The organism is Microbulbifer maximicatervae (SeqCode), from assembly GCF_052467065.1.
The window spans coordinates 4,706,613-4,724,720 of record NZ_CP174299.1 but is presented as its reverse complement, the minus strand read 5'-3'; the positions used below and the strand labels follow the sequence as shown (position 1 = coordinate 4,724,720).

At 53.2% G+C, this 18,108-nt stretch carries 17 protein-coding genes; 9 read left to right on the top strand and 8 right to left on the bottom strand.

Features of this window, described 5'->3' with window-relative positions; all coding sequences use genetic code 11:
• The 3 genes from hflD to ACJJI1_RS20875 all read right to left on the bottom strand — a co-directional run bounded on the left by hflD (position 1) and on the right by ACJJI1_RS20875 (position 2,491).
• Positions 1–639, bottom strand: a complete 639-nt coding sequence (gene hflD / locus ACJJI1_RS20885) for a high frequency lysogenization protein HflD (RefSeq protein ID WP_413665869.1) — start codon at positions 637–639, stop codon at positions 1–3.
• A gap of 6 nt (positions 640–645) precedes the next feature.
• Complete coding sequence (mnmA, locus tag ACJJI1_RS20880; protein WP_444957882.1) at positions 646–1,791, bottom strand: tRNA 2-thiouridine(34) synthase MnmA; 1,146 nt, start codon at positions 1,789–1,791, stop codon at positions 646–648.
• Between the two features lie 97 nt (positions 1,792–1,888).
• The gene (locus ACJJI1_RS20875) at positions 1,889–2,491 is read right to left on the bottom strand and encodes a pseudouridine synthase (RefSeq protein WP_444957881.1); all 603 of its coding nucleotides are present in this window, start codon (positions 2,489–2,491) and stop codon (positions 1,889–1,891) included.
• 149 nt (positions 2,492–2,640) lie between these two features.
• Between ACJJI1_RS20875 and icd the strand changes: the two genes are divergently transcribed.
• Complete coding sequence (gene icd, locus ACJJI1_RS20870) at positions 2,641–3,891, top strand: NADP-dependent isocitrate dehydrogenase (RefSeq protein ID WP_020415259.1); 1,251 nt, start codon at positions 2,641–2,643, stop codon at positions 3,889–3,891.
• Positions 3,892–3,995: 104 nt separating this feature from the next.
• Here icd and cspD read toward each other — a convergent pair whose 3' ends face one another.
• Positions 3,996–4,295 (bottom strand): cold shock domain-containing protein CspD, encoded by a 300-nt coding sequence (gene cspD, locus ACJJI1_RS20865; protein ID WP_413662225.1) that lies wholly within the window; start codon positions 4,293–4,295, stop codon positions 3,996–3,998.
• Positions 4,296–4,560: 265 nt separating this feature from the next.
• Between cspD and clpS the strand changes: the two genes are divergently transcribed.
• Positions 4,561–4,941 carry an ATP-dependent Clp protease adapter ClpS gene (gene clpS, locus ACJJI1_RS20860; protein WP_413662224.1) on the top strand — a complete coding sequence of 127 codons (381 nt, stop codon included), beginning with the start codon at positions 4,561–4,563 and terminating at the stop codon, positions 4,939–4,941.
• A gap of 134 nt (positions 4,942–5,075) precedes the next feature.
• Positions 5,076–7,355, top strand: a complete 2,280-nt coding sequence (gene clpA / locus ACJJI1_RS20855) for an ATP-dependent Clp protease ATP-binding subunit ClpA (protein ID WP_413662223.1) — start codon at positions 5,076–5,078, stop codon at positions 7,353–7,355.
• A gap of 96 nt (positions 7,356–7,451) precedes the next feature.
• On the opposite strand, the gene infA is transcribed toward clpA, so the two are convergent.
• The 4 genes from infA to trxB form a co-directional block, all read right to left on the bottom strand.
• On the bottom strand, positions 7,452–7,670 hold the full coding sequence (infA, locus tag ACJJI1_RS20850; protein WP_010130378.1) for a translation initiation factor IF-1: 219 nt from the start codon (positions 7,668–7,670) through the stop codon (positions 7,452–7,454).
• 125 nt (positions 7,671–7,795) lie between these two features.
• Positions 7,796–8,515: an arginyltransferase gene (locus ACJJI1_RS20845; protein ID WP_444957880.1), complete on the bottom strand. Its 720-nt coding sequence runs from the start codon at positions 8,513–8,515 to the stop codon at positions 7,796–7,798.
• Positions 8,508–9,200, bottom strand: coding sequence for a leucyl/phenylalanyl-tRNA--protein transferase (gene aat, locus ACJJI1_RS20840; RefSeq protein WP_444959403.1), 693 nt, complete (start codon positions 9,198–9,200; stop codon positions 8,508–8,510). The genes ACJJI1_RS20845 and aat overlap by 8 nt, the downstream gene beginning before the upstream one ends.
• A gap of 88 nt (positions 9,201–9,288) precedes the next feature.
• Positions 9,289–10,236, bottom strand: a complete 948-nt coding sequence (gene trxB / locus ACJJI1_RS20835; protein WP_444917332.1) for a thioredoxin-disulfide reductase — start codon at positions 10,234–10,236, stop codon at positions 9,289–9,291.
• A gap of 410 nt (positions 10,237–10,646) precedes the next feature.
• On the opposite strand from trxB, the gene ACJJI1_RS20830 reads away from it, so the two are divergent.
• The 6 genes from ACJJI1_RS20830 to serS all read left to right on the top strand — a co-directional run bounded on the left by ACJJI1_RS20830 (position 10,647) and on the right by serS (position 18,037).
• On the top strand, positions 10,647–11,702 hold the full coding sequence (locus ACJJI1_RS20830; protein ID WP_282933071.1) for a methyltransferase domain-containing protein: 1,056 nt from the start codon (positions 10,647–10,649) through the stop codon (positions 11,700–11,702).
• A 226-nt stretch (positions 11,703–11,928) separates the two neighbouring features.
• On the top strand, positions 11,929–14,271 hold the full coding sequence (locus ACJJI1_RS20825; RefSeq protein ID WP_444957879.1) for a DNA translocase FtsK: 2,343 nt from the start codon (positions 11,929–11,931) through the stop codon (positions 14,269–14,271).
• Positions 14,272–14,364: 93 nt separating this feature from the next.
• Positions 14,365–14,976, top strand: a complete 612-nt coding sequence (lolA, locus tag ACJJI1_RS20820) for an outer membrane lipoprotein periplasmic chaperone LolA (protein ID WP_282933069.1) — start codon at positions 14,365–14,367, stop codon at positions 14,974–14,976.
• Positions 14,969–16,312, top strand: a complete 1,344-nt coding sequence (locus ACJJI1_RS20815) for a replication-associated recombination protein A (RefSeq protein ID WP_444957878.1) — start codon at positions 14,969–14,971, stop codon at positions 16,310–16,312. Before lolA ends, ACJJI1_RS20815 begins: the two co-directional genes overlap by 8 nt.
• 19 nt (positions 16,313–16,331) lie before the next feature.
• Positions 16,332–16,706, top strand: coding sequence for a fluoride efflux transporter CrcB (crcB, locus tag ACJJI1_RS20810; protein WP_282933067.1), 375 nt, complete (start codon positions 16,332–16,334; stop codon positions 16,704–16,706).
• 47 nt (positions 16,707–16,753) lie between these two features.
• Complete coding sequence (gene serS, locus ACJJI1_RS20805) at positions 16,754–18,037, top strand: serine--tRNA ligase (RefSeq protein ID WP_282933066.1); 1,284 nt, start codon at positions 16,754–16,756, stop codon at positions 18,035–18,037.
• Positions 18,038–18,108: the final 71 nt, after the last annotated feature.

Sequence of the window (18,108 nt, the reverse complement as noted above, 5' to 3'; positions counted from 1 at the left end):
TTAGTGTTCTATAGATTCGATATGTGCGATCAATTCGTTGGTCGCATTCAAAAGCTTTTTGCGCTGGAACAGAAGGTGCAGGCGACGCCCACCCAACTGTCGCCATAGAGTTGCCGAGCGGATGCCGGCAAATAGCATGGAGCGAATTTGATTGGCGATACGCTGCTGTTGCAAGTAATTGAAGTCACCCAGTACTTGAATCCGGAAGCGGAAGGTACCTAGCGTATCGCTGTAGATGCTGGCGAGGTTGGAAAATACATTCTCGTGAGTCAGCTCGAAGTGCTCTGCTTGAGTCTTGGCCTTATCCAATCGGCTGCCAATGATTGATAGCAGGTCATTATTCTTGCTGAGTTGTCGCTGCAGGTAGATCACCGAGAGGGCGTAGCGTAGACCGTCGGTATATTCCGGGTGTTGCCGGGTCTTTAGTATTTGCTGCGATACTTTTAAACCGGGCAGCAGCTTGTCTGCACCGGCGAATATATCTTCAGTGCGATCAGGGTTTAGCTGGAAGAGGCTATATACCCCGGTTTCCAGCTGTTCCTGCGGTGCAGAGCCTGTTTTGGCCAGGCGCTCCACCAGTGTTGCGGATTGGAATATTCCTGCCAGTGCCAGTGCCTGATCCCGCCAGTTATTCAAAATTACTCCTTAATCTTTCTTGTATTTTTCCGGTACTGCGGCGCCAACTCCCGTGGCTTTCTCGATCACCGCACCACCGAGACAGGTTTCTCCATCGTACAGTACCAGAGATTGTCCCGGTGTGATTGCGCGTTGTGGCTCGTCGAACTCTACAACCAAATTGCCATTATCCTGCAGGTGCACGGTGCAATCCTGATCTGGTTGGCGATAGCGGGTCTTGGCCTGGCAACGGAATGTTTTGCCCGGTGCTGCGCCATTAATCCAGTGGGTCTGTGTTGCTTCCAGCCCCGTTGCATAAAGCAGGGGGTGGTGTGCACCCTGGGCCACAATCAATACATTGCGCTCCAGGTTTTTTCCGACAACGTACCAGGGCTGTTCGCCTGCACCTTTGACGCCACCAATACCGAGCCCCTGGCGCTGGCCAATGGTGTGGTACATCAGGCCCGCGTGGCGCCCCATGACTTCACCCTCTGGGGTTTCCATATCGCCCGGCTGGGCGGGCAGGTACTGCTCGAGGAAATCCTTGAAGCGGCGCTCGCCGATAAAGCAGATGCCGGTGCTGTCTTTCTTGTTGTGGGTGATAAAGCCGTTTTCTTCAGCGATACGGCGAACCTCGGGCTTCTCCAGCTCCCCTAAGGGAAAGAGCGAGCGGGCAAATTCGGCTTCTCCCACCGCGTGCAGGAAGTAGCTCTGGTCTTTGTTACCGTCGAGGCCCTTCAATAAATAGGTGCGGCCATCGATATCGCGGCGACGGGTATAGTGCCCGGTGGCTATTGCATCGGCACCCAGCACTTCGGCGTACTCAAGAAAGACCTTAAATTTGATTTCCCGGTTACAGAGGATATCCGGGTTGGGAGTGCGCCCGGCTTTATACTCTGCCAGGAAGTACTCGAATACGTGATCCCAGTACTCCGCAGCAAAATTGGCGGTGTGCAACTTGATGCCCAACTTCTTACAAACTGCCTGGGCATCCGCCAGGTCCGCCTTGGCAGTACAGTATTCTGTGCCGTCGTCTTCATCCCAGTTTTTCATAAACAGGCCTTCCACTTGATAGCCCTGCTGGATCAGCAGGTGTGCGGCTACAGAGGAATCCACACCGCCGGACATACCGACGATGATGCGCTTTGGCTGTTTGTTGTGGGTGGAATCAGGCATAAGAAGGACAGTCACTACTTCACTGGTATGAAAGGGGGGCGAATTTTACCTGCGAACGCCCCATTTGACCAAGACCGCTTTGATCTTCCGTTATAGATTATCGCTTTCGGCGCGGTCGATTGCGGTTGTTTGCCGGCTTTGTTCGGGGCTTGGGAGCGCTAAAAACCTCCTCCGTTCGATACTCGCCAGGCTTTAATGAGTCGAGCTTCCAGCTGCCTATCGCCACCCGGATTAGCCGCAGGGTAGGGAAGCCTACCGCCGCAGTCATCCGCCTTACCTGGCGATTCCGCCCCTCAGAGATAGTCAGCTCCAGCCAGCTGGTTGGGATCGATTTGCGTTCGCGAATTGGCGGCGTGCGGGGCCAGGGCTCCATCTCAGGCAGGCGCTTGGCCTTGGCAGGTGCGGTTCGGCCATCCTTCAGGTCGACCCCTTGCCTGAGCATATAAAGGGCATCATCAGTAATTTCACCCTCCACCTGGGCCCAATAGGTTTTGGGCATTTTCCGCTTGGGGTGACTGATTTGATGTTGTAGCGCTCCATCATCAGTCAGTAGTAGTAATCCTTCAGAATCGTAGTCCAGGCGGCCCGCCGCATAGAATCCCTTGTGCTGGATAAAGTTAGCCAAAGTGGCGCGATCCTGATCATCTGTAAATTGGCTTAATACGCCAAAAGGCTTGTTGAGGAGAATAATCTTTGCCATAAGAAAAATTGAGTATTGTAATCCAACTACAAAAATTAGCCGAGGCTGCTATAATCCCGCCGTTTTTCATCCCCGCCCTAAGGTCCCGGGGGAGCGGTGCAAGCAACGCTGGACCTAAAAAGTCATAGAATTTTGGGAGTTTACGCAATATGGGTCATATCCAAGTGCCGGCAGACGGCGAAAAAGTTACAGTCAATTCCGACGGTTCGCTGAATGTTCCGAATCGCCCGGTTATTCCTTTCATCGAGGGTGACGGCATCGGTGTGGATATCACCCCGGTAATGCGCAAGGTGATCGACGCGTCTGTAGAAAAAGCTTTCGGCGGCGAAAAGAAAATCGAGTGGATGGAAATCTACTGCGGTGAGAAAGCAGCAGAGACTTACGCTGGCGACTGGTTCCCGGCTGAAACTCTGGAAGCGATCAAAGACTACGTTGTTAGCATCAAAGGCCCCCTGACCACTCCAGTAGGCGGCGGCTTCCGTTCCCTGAACGTAGCCCTGCGTCAGGAGCTGGATCTGTACGTATGTCAGCGCCCGGTGCGCTGGTTCAGCGGTGTACCTTCTCCGGTTAAAGAGCCGAACAAGGTAGACATGGTTATCTTCCGTGAAAACTCCGAAGATATCTACGCTGGTATCGAGTGGAAAGCTGACACTGACGAAGCTAAGAAAGTTATTAAGTTCCTGCAGGACGAGATGGGTGTTAAGAAGATCCGTTTCCCTGAGAACTGTGGTATCGGTGTTAAGCCGGTTTCTGCAGAAGGTACCAAGCGTCTAGTGCGCAAGGCTATCCAGTACGCTGTGGACCAGGATCGCGATTCTGTAACCCTGGTACACAAAGGCAACATCATGAAGTTCACCGAAGGTGCCTTCGCTGATTGGGGTTACGAGCTGGCTCGCGACGAGTTTGGCGCTCAGCCGCTGGACGGCGGCCCCTGGCACAGCTTCAAGAACCCGAAGACTGGCAAGGAAATCGTTGTTAAGGACGTAATTGCTGACGCTATGCTGCAGCAGATCCTGCTACGTCCGGCTGAGTACGACGTAATTGCTACCCTGAACCTGAACGGTGACTACCTGTCTGACGCACTGGCTGCACAGGTTGGTGGTATCGGTATCGCTCCGGGCGCAAACCTGTCCGACGACGTTGCCCTGTTCGAAGCAACCCACGGTACTGCGCCTAAGTACGCTGGTCAGGACAAGGTTAACCCGGGCTCCCTGATTCTTTCCGCTGAGATGATGCTGCGTCACCTGGGCTGGAACGAAGCTGCTGACCTGGTAATCAAGGGTATGGAAGGTGCTATTGAAGCCAAAACCGTAACCTACGATTTCGAGCGTCTGATGGACGGTGCTGAGCTGAAGTCCTGTTCTGCGTTTGGTGACGAAGTTATCAAGCACATGGCTTAAGCTACATCCGTGAGGCCGGGCTGGCTTTAAGTTGGCCCGAGTCCCATGAAAAAAGCCCTTCACATTGGTGAAGGGCTTTTTTATTGTCTGTTTGCTGGGCTCGCTTAGCCGACAGCTTCCGCTTCCTTCTCCCTCGACTTTTCTGTGTGTACCGCATCAGATTCGCTTTTGCTCGAAGTGTTGGGTGAAGTGGTTTCGGAGGTCAATGCGGAGATATTTGCAGCGTGGTAGCCCTTGTCTCCCCGAATAATATCGAAGGTGACTTGCTGGCCGGCCTTCAGGGTTCGGTAGCCTTCCATCTGAATTGCGGAATAGTGCGCGAACAGATCCTCCCCTCCCTCATCTGCAAGAATAAACCCATATCCCTTAGCGTTGTTGAACCACTTTACAGTACCGGTAGGCATAACGATTCCCTCTAATTGCCTGAGTGGCCCCTGGCCACCTTACAGAGTTTTTATATTTATTTGACCTGCTGGTTAGTCGGCTGCGATCCTATCTGCGACTAACGTTTGATGTAGCGGTCACTACCTCTTGTAGTCAACAGCTGGGGGATTGTCAAGGTTCCCCGCTGACCGCTGTGTCAAAGGTCAAATAAGGTTACAATGTCACGTCATTGAAGGTTGCATTGGGTGCAATTTTCAGGCTCGATAGAATTCATTGATAATTGTTATGAGTACTTCGCGAATCATTAAACTAAGCTCCAGTGACTCCGATGGAGACAACCCGTACTTCGATGATTTCGATGGTGGGTTGGCCCTTGAGGAGGCGCCGCCGCAGCTGAAGCGGCCGCCGATGTATAAAGTCGTTATGCTCAATGATGACTACACCCCCATGGATTTTGTTGTTGAGACTTTGGAGTTGTTTTTTTCAGTAAACCGGGAGCGCGCCACACAGTTAATGTTGCAGGTTCACACACGGGGAAAAGCAGTGTGTGGTGTCTATACTCGGGATATAGCGGAGACAAAGGCCGCACAGGTCAATCAGTTCGCTCAAGAGAATGAGCATCCCCTGTTATGTGAAATTGAAGCGGACGAAAGCAAAGAGGATTGATTCTGACAAAAACTGCTTTGAACAAAGGGTCCCGTCACCTGAAGGGAATCAGCCAGGATATAAACGCCGGCGAAGGGTGCGCGCCTACCAGCGGAGTCGGCGGGAAATATTGGCGATTAGGGTTTGAGGTTTAGATGCTCAGCAAGGACTTAGAGGTAACGCTTAATCTAGCGTTCAAAGGTGCTCGAGCGAAACGGCATGAATTCATGACCGTTGAGCACCTATTGCTGGCGCTCTTGGATAACGAATCCGCAGCAGATGTTCTACATGCGTGCGGGGCGGATTTAAGTGCATTGCGCCGTGAACTCCTGGAGTTTGTGGACTCCACAACACCGTTGATCCCGGAGGCCGATACAGATCGAGAAACCCAGCCGACATTGGGTTTCCAGAGGGTCCTGCAGAGGGCCGTATTCCATGTCCAGTCATCCGGTAAAAAGGAAGTTACAGGGGCAAATGTCCTGGTCGCCATTTTTTGTGAGCAGGAGAGCCAGGCTGTTTACTACTTGAAGCAGCAGAGTGTTGCCCGGATAGACGTAGTTAACTACATCACCCACGGAATTTCCCGCGTTGGCTCCAGTGGTAATAATCACCATCACGGTTCCGATACTGCACCTGAGCAGGTAGATGAGGAAATTAGTGGGGGCGCTGAGCCAGGTGGTTCCGACCCCCTGGAAAGCTACGCCACCAACCTCAATCAAGAGGCAATTCTTGGCCGTATTGATCCGCTTGTGGGGCGTGCACCTGAGGTGGAGCGTGTCACGCAGGTTCTCGCTCGTCGCCGCAAGAACAATCCACTGTTGGTGGGTGAGTCCGGTGTCGGCAAGACGGCAATTGCTGAGGGCTTGGCACGGCGTATTGTCGATGAGGATATCCCCGAACCTTTGAAGGAGAGCACTATTTACTCTCTGGATCTCGGCTCCCTGTTGGCAGGAACCAAGTATCGCGGTGATTTTGAGAAGCGCTTTAAGGCGCTGCTGGCGGAACTCAAGAAGCGTGAGCACGCCGTACTGTTTATTGATGAGATCCACACCATCATCGGGGCCGGCGCCGCTTCAGGAGGCGTCATGGATGCCTCCAATCTGCTTAAGCCGCTACTTTCCAGCGGCCAATTGCGCTGCATAGGCTCCACTACTTTTACTGAATATCGCGGTATCTTTGAAAAAGATCGCGCGCTGTCGCGCCGTTTTCAAAAGATCGATGTCAGTGAGCCCTCAGTGGAAGAGACCGTGCAAATATTGCAGGGGCTCAGAAGCTGCTTTGAGGATCACCACAAGGTTCGCTTTACCGATGGAGCTTTGGATGCTGCTGCGCAGCTATCCAGTCGTCACATCACCGAGCGATTCCTCCCAGATAAGGCCATTGATGTAATTGATGAGGCAGGAGCCTACCAATCTTTGCTGCCTGAAGAGGACCGCAAAGAGGTTATTGGGGTCTGTGAGATTGAGATGGTTATCGCCAAGATGGCGAGAATACCTGCCAAGAGCGTGTCTGCTTCTGACAAGGAGCAGTTATCACGTCTGGATGACAATCTCAAAATGGTGGTGTTTGGGCAGGACAGCGCGATTGATGCCCTGGGTACGGCGATTAAGCTGAGTCGTGCCGGTCTGGGTTCTGAAGAGAAACCCATCGGCTCCTTCCTGTTTTCGGGCCCCACCGGAGTTGGTAAGACAGAGCTCTGCCGACAGTTGGCGAAGGTGATGGGTATCGAGCTGATTCGTTTCGATATGTCTGAGTATATGGAGCGCCATACGGTTTCCCGCCTGATCGGCGCGCCCCCTGGGTATGTGGGTTTTGACCAAGGTGGTTTACTGACAGACTCGGTTACCAAGCACCCTCACAGTGTTGTGCTGCTCGATGAAATTGAGAAAGCACACCCCGAAGTATTCAATCTGCTTTTGCAGGTGATGGATCACGGTACTCTAACTGATAACAACGGCCGCAAAGCGGACTTCCGCAATGTCATCCTGATTATGACAACCAATGCGGGCGCTGAGGTGATGAGCCGTCGTTCAATCGGTTTTTCCCATCAAGATCACTCCACAGATGGAATGGAGGAGATCAAGAAGATGTTTACCCCGGAGTTCCGCAATCGCCTCGATAATATTATTCAATTCCGTTCTCTGCCTCTGGATGTCGTGAAGACGGTGGTGGATAAGTTTATCGTTGAGTTGCAGGCCCAGTTGGATGACTCCAAGGTGACACTGGTCGTTGATGATGAGGCTCGAGAGTGGTTGGCGGTGCGGGGTTATGACGAGAAGATGGGTGCGAGGCCTATGTCCCGTCTGATTCGCGACAAGCTGCGCAAGCCTCTGGCAGAAGCCGTGCTCTTTGGTGAGTTGGCAGAAGAGGGTGGGCGTGTTTGCGTCACTATTGAAGATGATGAGCTGGCGATTAAAACGGCGGTGCCCGCCTAAAGTAAATTAGCTTCAGCCAAGCAATAAAAAAGCCACCGAGAGGTGGCTTTTTTATTTCAGGTCAAATTGCCTTGCGGAATTTGGCCTCTGAGCGAATTAGCGCGCGCGGTACGTAATGCGGCCCTTGCTCAGGTCGTATGGAGTCAGCTCCACTTTCACCTTGTCGCCGGTGAGAATGCGAATGTAGTTTTTACGCATCTTTCCAGAGATATGCGCAATTACCACGTGTCCGTTTTCCAGCTTTACGCGGAAAGTGGTGTTCGGCAGGGTGTCGATCACCTCGCCTTCCATTTCAATATAATCGTCTTTTGCCATGCGGCAGCAACCTTACAATAACTTGATCAGACCTTTACCCCGGAGGCTCTTTGGCCTAGCCGCGGCTTGACGGGCGAGCATTTTGCACGAAAAGGCAAGATAGAGCAAAGGGAGAGTGTGTTGAACTAGAGCGATTTAAGGCTCCAGCGGTTTTCTTTTAGCATTTCGATGGGGCGAAATTGGCTTTTATAGGCCATTTTGTGGCACTTCTCAATCCAGTACCCCAGGTAGAGATTAGATAGTCCCAAGCGCCGGGCCCATTCGATCTGGTAGAGGATGCAGTAACTGCCCAGGCTCCGTTTGTCCTCATCGGGATCGAAGAAAGTATAGATCGCCGATAACCCGGCAGTCAGGATATCTGTTACAGCCACTGCCACCAACTTGCCGCGGGCTCTTAGCTCAATATAGCGAGTAGACCCCCAAGCCTGACTCAGGAAGCTGCGGTATTGTTCCCGGCTGGGCGGGTACATCTCCCCATCGGCGTGGCGCTGCTCGATATAGCGGGCGTAGAGTTCGTAATGCTCATCTGTATCGATGGACTCGATATGGAATATGTCCAGGTCCTTGTTGCGCTTCCAGCAGCGTCTCTGGTTGCGGTCGGGGACAAACAGGCTCACAGGTACGCGAGCCGGTATACAGGCGCGACAGGTCGCGCACTGGGGGCGATAGAGGTAGGCACCACTGCGCCGGAATCCCAGCTCTGACAGACGGTTGTACAGACGCTGATCCACTTCTGTTTGCGGATCGACAAACACCGTTGTTGCCTCCCGATCCGGCAGGTAACCGCAGGGGTGGGGCAGGGTGGCCAGTAGGCGCACTGAATCCAGCTGAGAGTATTTACCCATAAGTCCACGAAAGCTTCCAGGGCTGCGGGAAAGGCGGCTGCTTAACGCCGTCTGCCAGCAGTTGTTCGAAATCCTTACGACACATTTCCACTGCCCCAAGGCTGCTGAGATGAGGATTGCTCACCTGGCAGTCGATCAGTGGGCAGCCCCACAATTCTAATTGCCGAACGAGGTGGACAAAAGCGACTTTTGAGGCGTCTGTCTCCCGGTGAAACATCGACTCCCCAAAGAACACTCGCCCCAGCGCAATACCATAGAGTCCGCCAACGAGTTGACCGTCGCGCCAAACCTCCACTGAGTGGGCAAACCCCTGATGGTGCATGTCGATATAGGCGTCGCACATCTCATCGGTGATCCATGTGCCGGTTTCATCCGCCCGGGGGGCGCGGCAGGCCTCAATTACCTCGGGAAAGGCTTGGTCGAAGGTGACCGAAAAGGTTCCTCGGCGCAATACTTTGCGCAAAGTGCGGCCAATACGAAAGTTATGCGGGATAACCACGCAGCGAGGGGAGGGGCTCCACCACAAGATCGGCTGGTCATCTGAATACCAGGGGAAGACCCCTCTTTGATAGGCTTCAACCAGCCACTCGGGAGTCAGATCTCCTCCGGCTGCCAGCAAGCCATTGGGGTCATCCAGTGCGAATTCAGTTGGGGGAAAGTCTATAACGGTGTGGTCGAGCCACATCAGGCGGCTTTGGGTGTTCCCTGCCACGATCTGACTCCTGTCGGTAGAGGGGGATACCGGGCAGAAAAGCTCTGCCCGGGGATTTGGCTTACTTCTCGGCGTCGAGGAAGCGCTCGGCGTCCAGGGCGGCCATACAGCCGGTACCCGCAGAAGTTACCGCCTGGCGGTAAATATGGTCGGATACGTCACCTGCGGCAAATACACCGGGAACAGAAGTCTGGGTGGCATTGCCGTTCAGGCCGCTCTCCACAATGAGGTAACCACCATTCATTTCAAGCTGGCCTTCAAAGATGCCGGTATTCGGTTTGTGACCGATAGCAATAAACACACCGGAAACGTCCAGCTCTGAAGTGGTGTCGTCCTGGGTGTTGCGCAGGCGCAGCCCAGTTACACCGTTGTCGTCACCGAGCACTTCGTCCAGGGTGTTGTGCCAGCAGACGTTGATATTGCCGTTTTCCACTTTATCCATCAGGCGGTCCTGAAGGATTTTTTCTGCGCGAAGCTCGTCGCGGCGGTGAATCAGGGTCACTTCACTGGCGATATTGGAGAGGTACAAGGCCTCCTCTACGGCGGTGTTGCCACCACCGACAACAGCAACTTTCTGGTCGCGATAGAAGAATCCGTCACAGGTCGCACAGGCGCTGACACCGCGCCCCTGGAAGGCTTCCTCAGAAGGTAGGCCCAGGTACTGAGCTGAGGCGCCAGTGGCGATAATCAGCGAGTCACAGGTGTAAGTTTCGTTGCCTTTCAAGGTGAAAGGACGCTGTTTCAGGTCAACCGATTCGATGTGATCGAAGATGATTTCTGTCTCGAAGCGCTCTGCGTGCTGCTGCATTTGCACCATCAGGTCCGGACCTTGAAGCTCCGGAATACCACCCGGCCAGTTCTCGACTTCAGTGGTGGTGGTCAGCTGCCCACCCTGTTGCATACCAGTGATAACAACCGGGTTCAGGTTTGCCCGTGCAGCGTAGATAGCCGCGGTGTAGCCGGCAGGGCCTGAGCCGAGGATGATCAGTCGATGATGGTTATTGCTCATGAAGTACTCTTTAAAACTCTCAATTTGCGAAGTTTACCCAATGGGCTGGGAGTCCATATGCCCGTCCATTTTTTGATCAGGCGAGACTATTAAATTGGGCGATATAATAGGCGATATTTACCATTCGGCGAAATAGTTTGCCTTAATTTGTTCGATTGATCGTACCTATTCAACTCTCTTTGACCTGGCTAGAGGTTTGGCTCAAATCGGAGTTTGCGCCATAGCTGGCCGTAAGAGCTGGAAAAATGTAAAAAAGTTCCAATCTGGGGCAGCTGCTGCTGGCACTGCTAGGGGGAGAATGGGGTGTCACAAATTAAAATTACGGATTGTTAGATGTATTGAGTGTGTGAGCGTCATAGAGGCCAGTGACTTCGAGTAAGTGCCCAAACCCCAGTGGGTTGAGGATCGTTATGCGCTACAAAAGAAAGTTCATACCCTTAAACCTGAAGCGAGAGCAGTTGGGGCATCCTAAAACTTTTCTGACCCTTAGTGAGGAGGCCCAGGCTTTCGTAGCCGAAATTATCGACGATAGTTATTCGTTGCGTTTTTCCATTGATCTGGAGCCCGATGGCGATCACCGGGCGAGCTTACATGGCCCACCCCACCTGCTGGATCTATTTACCGCGCTCAACTTGCAAATACGCTGTGAAATTGTCTCTGATGGATATGGTGATACAGGAGGTGGGGCGGTTACTTGCGCGGGTGAGCCAGAAGAACTCGAGAAGTTTGCTATGGCGCTGGGCCTCAGCAATGGTTGTCGAGTTCTCGACTTGATGTGTGGAAGGGGAGTCCTGAGTAGCTACCTGCTTAAGTTTGCCAAAGCTCATGGGGTTATTATTCAATGTAGCTTGTGCGATTCCCACCCTTCGCAGCTTGAAAACCTTGACCCAAATATTCAATTGCTAGCTGCCGATATCACTATAGGGGATGGAAGAAACTTGCCATATCCCAGTGAATTATTTGATGCTGTGGCAATCAGAATGGGCCTGCACGAAGTGCCTTATAAAGATCAGCCCCTGGTTCTCCAGGAGTGTTATCGGGTTTTGAAGCCGGGAGGTCCGCTGTTGGTTTGGGACTTGATGCCGGCATCTGCCGGGGTCCAAGATTTACTGTGTGCCCAAAAGCGAAAACTGTCAGCGCTGACACACCGTGAATCGTTGCTCTTGGATCGGTTCTTTTTGCGGGAAGACCAGTTGTTACAATTGCTCAGCGATGCAGGCTTTTCGCAAGCAGAGCGGGTATCCAGAACCTATTACCGGGATAGTACTCAAGACAAATTAAAAACAGAGTTGGGCGGGGATCAATACAAATTGGAAATTCTGAATAGTTACCTCCGCGAGAGAGTTACCCAGGCGATTATTGATGAGGTTTGCTGGGAGGATTCAGGGCAAGATATCTCGATGATGATTCCAAATTGCATCTATCGCACGTACAAACCGATAAATTTAGAAGAGAATACTGGCTAGGAATCGCTCCAGGTTTTCCGATACTGCCGCCAAACAACAAAAAACTACTTGGTGTCAGGGATCGTAAGGCGCAATCTGAAAGCGTAGATTGTAAAATAGCCTGATTGAGTTGCTTTCTTCTGTAAGCAATACAGAATTTTGTCAGGCGGCATGGGGATTCAGGCCCCAGGTAGACACCGCCAAGTTCATGTAGACATAAAAAGTACAGCATTATTGAGGTAAGCCATTGAAGGCCGAAAGCGCAACTGAAAAAAGCCCTGCAGAGAGCAATGCATTGCCAGACTCATTGATCGCCCGACTCGTTCGCGAGGGGGCCCTGATCAGTTTGCTGGCTGGTGCCCTGTTGCTCGCCATTAGCCTGTTAAGCTTTAGCGCAGAAGATCCGGGCTGGTCGCAAACTGGCAGTTCCCAACAAGTGCACAATGCCATTGGCCCAGCCGGTGCTTGGCTGGCAGACGTGTGTTTGTCATTGCTCGGATGGATGGCTTACCTGTTCCCCTTGCTGATTGGTCTGCGGGCCTATCACATTCTTCGCGATCGCAATGCCCGCTTCCATTTACCGCTGTTTGCATTGAGAGTATTTGGTCTGCTGCTGGTTCTTGTCAGCGGGGCGGCAATGGCGACTCTTTGTTTTGATCCCGCAGAAAACCCGTTGCCGTTTACCAACGGGGGCATCATCGGCAGCGCGATGGCTTCTGCCCTGGGTTCTAGCCTCGGCTATGTAGGGGCAACCATTTTACTGCTGGCGATATTTGCTATCGGTGTCACTGTTTTTACGGGGTTGTCGTGGCTCAAATTGGCAGAGGCAATCGGCAAGAATGTGCTCGGCTTTTTTGCCTTGCTGGGCAGTTTCTATCAACGCTGGCGCCAAAAGCGCAATGAGCGGAGGGTGGCCAGAGAGGCGATCGTCGTGCGCAAGGCCGCTGTGGAGGAAGAGAAGCAGCGAGTTGCCAAACGAATTCCCCCGAAGATTGAGCCCGCAGCCCCCAAGCCGAAGCAGAGTCCTCGGGCAGCAAAGGAAAAACAGCGAGAGCTTTTCAAAAGTGGCCCGGTTACTGGAGCCCTGCCGCCGCTGGGTCTTCTCGATCCAGCAGATCAAAACAAGAAGGCCGGCTTCTCCCGGGAATCCCTGGAAGCGCTGTCGCGCCTGCTGGAACTTAAGCTGAAAGACTTCGGTGTTGTTGCCGAAGTGGTATCTGTTCTGCCGGGGCCGGTAGTAACCCGCTTTGAAATTCAGCCAGCTCCCGGCGTAAAGGTGAGCAAGATTTCCAATCTGGCAAAAGACCTGGCGCGCTCACTGGCGGTGATCAGTGTGCGTGTGGTTGAGGTAATCCCAGGCAAGTCGGTTGTGGGTATTGAAATCCCTAACGAAAATCGACAGATGGTGCGCCTCAGTGAAGTGCTGTCGGCAGATGTCTACGATAATGCCAAATCGCCGCTGACTCTGGCGCTCGGTCACGATATTTCCGGTCAGCCGGTGGTGGCCGATCTGGCCAAAATGCCTCACTTGCTGGTAGCGGGTACCACCGGTTCGGGTAAATCTGTGGGTATCAACGTTATGTTGTTGAGCCTGCTGTACAAATCGACGCCCGATGAGGTCCGCCTGATTCTGGTGGACCCAAAAATGCTGGAGCTCTCGGTGTACGAGGGCATTCCACATTTGTTGACCCCGGTCATCACCGATATGAACGATGCTGCCAATGGTTTGCGGTGGTGTGTTGGAGAAATGGAACGCCGCTACAAGTTGATGGCGGCAATGGGGGTGAGAAACCTCGCAGGCTTTAACCGCAAAGTGAAAGAAGCGGAAGAGGCCGGGGAGCCGCTGATCGATCCTATCTGGCAGCCAGATCCCGCCTCCAGCGTGCCGGAAGATGAACAAACCGCACCGGCTTTGAAAGCACTGCCTGCCATTGTTGTCGTGATTGATGAATTTGCCGACATGATGATGATTGTCGGTAAAAAGGTCGAACAACTGATCGCGCGAATCGCACAAAAAGCCCGTGCAGCTGGGATCCACTTACTGCTTGCAACCCAGCGTCCGTCGGTGGATGTTATTACCGGCTTGATTAAAGCTAACGTACCTACTCGAATCGGTTTCCAGGTTTCGTCCAAGGTGGACTCCCGCACAATCCTCGACCAGGGCGGCGCGGAGCAGCTGCTCGGTCATGGTGACATGTTGTACTTACCGCCTGGAAGTGGTGTTCCCGTTCGTGTCCACGGCGCTTTTGTCGACGATCACGAAGTGCATAAAGTTGTCGCGGATTGGGGCCGTCGCGGTGAGCCTGATTATATCGATGGTATTGTCGACGATAGTAATAACAGTATTCCCGTGCCTGGATTACAGTCTGAAGGCGGTGAGGATGAAGACCCTGAAGCCGATGCGCTCTACGACGAAGCCGTAGCTTTCGTCACTAAATCCCGCAAGGCGTCAATTTCCTCTGTGCAGCGTCAGCTGCGGATTGGTTACAATCGCGCGGCTCGAATTATTGACGCCATGGAGGCTGCTGGGGTGATATCTGCGGCGGGCCACAACGGCAATCGAGAGGTGCTGGCACCGCCGCCAGCCTGATAGGAGTTTGGCCCTTGGAGCAGTGGCGGGTTAAGCCACTGTTCACTTAGTCGGGGTTAATCTTTAAGGAAATCAATACGTTGGGACTCCACTATGAAAAGAATTCTGCAGGGTCTGCTGCTTTCAATCAGTGTTACCGCCAGCGCGGCCTGGGCTGATGCCACCGATGACCTGAGCGATTTACTCAAGCCGTTGGAGGCGATTTCGGGTAATTTCAAACAGACATTGATCGACGAGCGCGGTGAGGTCACACAGAAGAGCAATGGTAGCTTTTCTGTGCAGCGCCCGGGCAAATTGCGCTGGAAAACCGGTGAGCCTTACCCCCAGTTACTGGTGACAAACAACAAGACGCTCTGGCTGTACGATCCGGATCTGGAGCAGGTGACAGTTCGCCCAGTGGATGCCCGTATTAAGGATACCCCAGCCCTATTGCTGGGGGGCAAAGTAGAGGAAATTCGGGGCTCGTTTAATGTGAGCCAGAAAGAAGGGGTTTATCACCTGACCCCCAAGAACCCCTCGGCCCCTTTTAAAGCCATGGAAATTCGATTTGCCAAAAATGGCTTGCCGTCGGCAATGACCGTGCGCGATGGTATGGGACAAACCACTGAAATTCAGTTCAGTGGTATGGAGGCGAATCCAAAACTATCCGCTTCTATATTTGATTTTAAGCCCCCGGCCGGTACTGACATTATTAAAGATGAGTGATCTGTTCGATACTCCCAAAACCCACCAACCCCTCGCGGCCCGTATGCGACCGAATTCCCTGGCCCACTATGTGGGCCAGTCGCATTTATTGGGGGAGGGCAAACCTCTGCGGGAGGCCATAGAGCGCGGCCAGCTGCACTCTATGATTTTGTGGGGCCCTCCCGGTGTGGGTAAAACCACTTTTGCGCGGTTGCTAGCAGAAGAGTGCGATGCTCGATTTGCCACACTGTCTGCGGTACTCGCCGGAGTGAAAGATATTCGTCAGGCGGTGGCCGAAGCTGAGCAGCACCGGATACAGTCGGGCCGACACACTATTTTATTTGTCGATGAAGTGCATCGATTTAATAAGGCTCAGCAGGATGCCTTCCTTCCCTACGTGGAGGAGGGCACTGTGACTTTTGTCGGGGCGACTACGGAGAACCCGGCTTTTGAGTTGAACAATGCGCTCCTGTCCCGGTGTCGGGTCTATCTTTTGCGCAGTATTCCCGAAGAGGAGTTGTTGGGGTTGCTGCGCTACGCCCTGCAAACCGACCAGCAATTGCGCGAGCGGAGCGTCAACATTCCCGAAGAAGTGTTGGGTAAGATTGCCCGGGCTGCCGATGGGGATGCCCGCAGTGCTTTGAACTTGCTGGAAGTGGCCTGCGATCTGGCCAAAGAGGAGGCTGGGCGACTGATTGTCGATGAAGACGTGCTCGCCGAGGTGCTCAGTGCCGATGTTCGCCGTTTTGATAAAGGCGGCGATTATTTTTACGATCAAATTTCCGCCATGCATAAATCAGTGCGGGGGTCTGACCCGGATGCGGCGCTCTACTGGTTTGTGCGGATGCTGGATGGAGGCTGCGATCCGTTATATATCGCTCGCCGTGTCGTACGTATGGCCAGTGAAGATATCGGCAATGCGGACCCGAGGGCTTTGCAGTTGTCGCTGAATGCCTGGGATGTGCAGGAGCGCTTGGGGAGCCCCGAGGGCGAGCTGGCAATTGCCCAAGCCATTACTTACCTGGCGGTTGCGGCAAAAAGCAATGCAGTTTACTCCGCTTACAATCGTGCCGTGGCGGATGTTCGTCGCGAGCCCAGTTACGAAGTGCCAGTGCATTTGCGCAATGCCCCTACCAAACTGGCAAAAAGCCTGTCCCACGGTGCGGAGTATCGCTACGCCCACGACGAACCCGATGCTTTTGCTGCGGGAGAGAATTACTTCCCCGAAGAGATTGCTGAGCGCGAGTACTACCAGCCGGTTCCCCGAGGGCTGGAGTTAAAAATTTCAGAAAAATTGCAGACTCTGCGCCGACTGAATCGCGAGAGTGACAGGCAGCGTTACAGAAACTCTAAATAGATAGAAAGGAAGCAGCTAAATGCAGTGGCTGGCAGTCGCCCTGGGCGGCGCACTTGGGGCAGTTCTTCGCCACCTGGTGAGTATCTGGAGCTTTCCGGTATTTGAGGGTCGGTTTCCGCTAGGAACCATCATTGTCAATTTAACAGGCTCTTTTTTGATCGGTATTGTTTATGTACTGATCGCTCACCGCGCCATGTTGGGGGAGGAATGGCGTCTACTGTTGATGACCGGCATGTTTGGCGCACTGACAACCTTTTCCACTTTCTCCCTCGAAAGCCTGATACTGTGGCACAATGGCCAGCCGCTGGTGGCCCTTGGCTATATTGTCGGCAGCCTTGTTGGTTGTTTGTTGGCCACCGCTGCTGCTGTCGCTTTGGCGACACGGTATTTTTAATTTAACTTCTCTGTTGTAGGAGCCTGATAACAGGCGAACTGGAAACGATGCTCGATCCCAAACTGATTCGCACGGATATGGACCAGGTGGCCGCTGCCCTGAAAAAGCGCGGTGTAGAACTGGATACTGCCAAACTTGAAGCCCTTGAAGAACGCCGCAAAGAATTGCAGGTGCGCACCGAGAGTTTGCAAAACGAGCGCAATAGCAAGTCGAAAAATATTGGCCGTGCCAAGGCGAATGGTGAAGATATTGCTCCGCTTTTGAAAGAAGTGGAGTCCCTCGGTGGTGAGTTGCAAGATGCCAAACATGCACTGACAGAATTGCAGGGAGAGTTGGATGCAATCTTGTCTGCGATTCCCAACTTGCCGGATGCCTCAGTGCCTGAAGGCGAGAGTGAAGACGATAATGTAGAGGTTCGCCGCTGGGGCCAGCCGCGTACTTTTGACTTTGAAGTTAAAGACCACGTAGACCTGGGCACACACCTTGGTGGCCTCGACTTCGAGATGGCAGTGAAGCTCACCGGCTCCCGCTTTGCGGTAATGAGCGGTGATGTTGCGCGTCTGCATCGCGCGTTGGCACAGTTTATGCTGGATACTCACACCGAAGAGCATGGTTACCAGGAAACCAATGTGCCGGTTGTTGTGAATGCTGATTCCCTGTACGGCACTTCCCAGCTGCCTAAATTTGAGGAAGACCTGTTTAAGCTCGAGGATGATCGTGGTTTCTACCTGATCCCGACTGCGGAAGTGCCCCTCACCAATATGTATCGCGATCATATTGTTGAAGACAGTGCTAGCCTGCCGCATAAATTGGTTGCTCACACTACCTGCTTCCGCTCTGAAGCTGGCTCTCACGGCCGCGACACTCGTGGCATGATTCGCCAGCACCAGTTTGAAAAGGTAGAACTGGTTTGGGTGGCGCGTCCGGATCAGTCTGAAGAGGCATTGGAAACCCTGACGCAAAATGCTGAGACCATTTTGCAGAAGCTGAACCTGCCATACCGCACAGTGATTCTCTGCGGTGGCGATATCGGTTTCTCTGCTCGAAAGACATACGATATTGAAGTTTGGATTCCGTCCCAGGATAAGTACCGCGAGATATCCTCTTGCTCCCTGGTAGGTGACTTCCAGGCGCGCCGAATGAAGGCACGCTGGCGCAACCCGGAAACCAATAAGCCCGAATTGGTGCATACACTGAATGGCTCCGGCCTTGCCGTGGGTCGTACCCTCATCGCTGTTCTGGAAAATTACCAGCGCGAGGATGGCAGTATTGAGGTGCCGGAAGTATTGCGGCCCTATATGCGAGGCCAGGAAGTGATCTCAGCTTCCTGAGCGTAGCACTCCAAAAGGGCGAGCGTAGAGTTCGCCCTTTTTTGTTTGTAGTAATGAGTTTCACTTTGCCC